The organism is Roseicyclus sp., assembly GCF_052168335.1.
Lineage (GTDB): Bacteria > Pseudomonadota > Alphaproteobacteria > Rhodobacterales > Rhodobacteraceae > Roseibacterium.
In genome coordinates this window covers 1-1,834 of the sequence record NZ_JBQLZP010000456.1, presented here as the reverse complement: position 1 = coordinate 1,834, position 1,834 = coordinate 1, and the positions used below count along the sequence as shown (strand labels likewise).

The 1,834-nt window shown below is 73.4% G+C and carries 2 protein-coding genes and 1 tRNA gene; 2 read left to right on the top strand and 1 reads right to left on the bottom strand.

Annotation, left to right across the window (positions count from 1 at the left end):
• Positions 1-7: 7 nt before the first annotated feature.
• Positions 8-784, bottom strand: a complete 777-nt coding sequence (locus ACTS11_RS14040) for a hypothetical protein (RefSeq protein WP_442640928.1) — start codon at positions 782-784, stop codon at positions 8-10.
• A gap of 356 nt (positions 785-1,140) precedes the next feature.
• Between ACTS11_RS14040 and ACTS11_RS14035 the strand changes: the two genes are divergently transcribed.
• Together ACTS11_RS14035 and ACTS11_RS14030 are read left to right on the top strand one after the other, a co-directional pair.
• Positions 1,141-1,227: transfer RNA gene (locus ACTS11_RS14035), tRNA-Leu, on the top strand.
• A gap of 209 nt (positions 1,228-1,436) precedes the next feature.
• A partial coding sequence (locus ACTS11_RS14030; protein ID WP_442640927.1) for a cation-transporting P-type ATPase occupies positions 1,437-1,834 on the top strand: 398 nt, incomplete at its 3' end.

Genomic DNA, 1,834 nt, shown 5'->3' with positions numbered 1-1,834 from the left:
AGGGGCTCTAGACCCGGCCGCCCTCCGCGAAGGCCGCGAGGATCGCGGCGTCGCTCAGCTCCGTGCCGCCGATGCGGACACCGTCGACGAGGACCGAGAAGGTCGCGCCCGGGCTGACGGCGCGGGCGCGCGCCTCGTCGGGGCGCGAGAAGCGGTCGCGCCGCACCCTGATCCCGCGCTCGGCGGCGCGGGCCGTCAGCCGGGCGGCGCGCGTCTCGAGCTTCTGGCTCTCGCCCGTGGTCTGGATCACCGCGCCCGGCCCGGTGGACGCGGCGCGCGCCAGCCAGTCGCGGGGGAAGCGTGGCAGCGCGACGGGTCCGTGCAGGATGCGCGCGGCCAGCCGCGCGGCGCCGGGGCCGACATCGGCCGTCATCCAGCCGCGACCCGGCGCACAGAGCGGCGAGACGAGCCCCTCCTCCGCGCCGAGGATCGCGAGCACCGCGGAAAAGCCGTAGAAGCGCGCGAAATCCTCGACGCCGCGCCAGAGCCTGTCGGCGGCGGCGCGGGCACCGGGGCCGGAACTGACGCGCAGGTCGTGGACCACCACGGCATCGTCGAGCCCGTCGATGGGCCGCCAGGACAGCCGGCCCGGCTGGAACAGGACGATGCCCGCATTCGGCGGGGGAAGCATGCGGATCTGGAGCCCCTCGCCGAACCGCGCCATCAGCCAGGTCCGGTCGTAGGGGGGATGGGCCGCGCCCAGTTGCCGGTCGACCCCGGCGAACGAGGTCCGGTCGAAGGTGGGCGGCGACACCGTCAGGAGGTCTCGAAGGCTCCGCGGCATGGCGGTCTCCTCAGGCAGTATGCGCGCTCGGCCTCAGGATGCACCGGCGAACGCCGCGTCACCTTGATCTGCCGCAAAGCGCGGGGCGACGATGATTCAAGGTTTACGATCCTTTAAGCAATTTGCGCGACAAGGGGCGTGTCGGGCCGACCGGCCCCACGCCTCTGCCTGCTTGCTGTGACGAGACGGCTGCGTGCCCGCCCCCCACTCCTGCGACAGGACCGGGCACGCAGCCATTCGGCGCGCGCGGCGCCCGCCGGCGGCGGAGCCCCACCTCGCCCAAGGCCCATCCGGCGCGCCCCCTCACCGCCGCCAAGATTGAATTCCGCGGGTCCGCGCTGTAGCCCGGAGGGGCTGCGGGCGTGATGGAACCGGTAGACATATCGGACTTAAAATCCGTGGGCCTTCGTGCCGTGGGGGTTCGAGTCCCCCCGCCCGCACCAAGACAAAGCGCCCTTTCCCCGGGGCCTGCCCGCCTTGACCCAGCGCAAGGCGGCGGGTGGTGTGACGGACTAGCCGTCGGAGGCAGGACCAGAGGCGGCGACAGGAACCGGCGGGAGCCCATGGCGAAACGCGAGGATACCGGCCAGATGGATCGGGGCCAGACGGATCGGGGCCAGACGAATCGGAGCGGCACGGGCCGGGTGCGGGAATGGCGATGACCCCCGAGACGGCGCCGCGCGGCCTCGCCTCGGCGGAGGTCGAGGAGCTCAGGGCGCGCTACGGCTGGAACGAGATCGAGGCGCCGCCGCCGGTCTCCCCCCTCGCGGTGCTGGTGCGGCAGTTCACCGGCCTCCTCGTCCTGATGCTGATCGCGGCCGCCGGGATCGCGGCGGCCCTCGGCGAGACCATCGACGCCATCGTCATCGGGGCGGTCGTCGTTCTGAACGCGCTCCTCGGCTTCGTGCAGGAATGGCGGGCCGAGCGGGCGATCGAGGCGCTGCGCGCCATGCTGACGCCGCACGCGGTCGTCGTGCGGGACGGGGTCGAGACGACGATCCCGGCGCGCGAGCTCCTGCCGGGCGATCTCGTCGTCCTGTCCGAGGGGGA

Bases quoted from the DNA above. Each gene is read 5' to 3' on its own strand.
- ACTS11_RS14040 (WP_442640928.1), bottom strand. From the start codon at position 784: ATGCCGCGGAGCCTTCGAGACCTCCTGACGGTGTCGCCGCCCACCTTC.